The sequence below is a fragment of the Halalkalibacter lacteus genome, assembly GCF_036663595.1.
Lineage (GTDB): Bacteria > Bacillota > Bacilli > Bacillales > Bacillaceae_D > Halalkalibacter > Halalkalibacter lacteus.
The window spans coordinates 1-249 of the sequence record NZ_JAWRVL010000355.1; the positions used below are offsets into that span (position 1 = coordinate 1).

Consider the following 249-nt stretch of genomic DNA (forward strand, 5'->3'; position numbering starts at 1 on the left):
GGTGGGCCTGAGTGGACTCGAACCACCGACCTCACGCTTATCAGGCGTGCGCTCTAACCAGCTGAGCTACAGGCCCACAGTAGTATAAAAGCGGGTGATGAGAATCGAACTCACGACCTCAGCTTGGAAGGCTGAGGTTTTACCACTAAACTACACCCGCAAGATGAAATTATAAATGGTGCGCCCTGAGAGATTCGAACTCCCGACCTTTTGATTCGTAGTCAAACACTCTATCCAGCTGAGCTAAGG

Annotated in this window: 2 tRNA genes; both read right to left on the bottom strand. The window is 51.0% G+C overall.

Annotation, left to right across the window (positions count from 1 at the left end):
• Positions 1-2: 2 nt before the first annotated feature.
• Positions 3-76: transfer RNA gene (locus SAZ04_RS22645), tRNA-Ile, on the bottom strand.
• 13 nt (positions 77-89) lie between these two features.
• Positions 90-160 (bottom strand) — tRNA-Gly (locus tag SAZ04_RS22650).
• Positions 161-249: the final 89 nt, after the last annotated feature.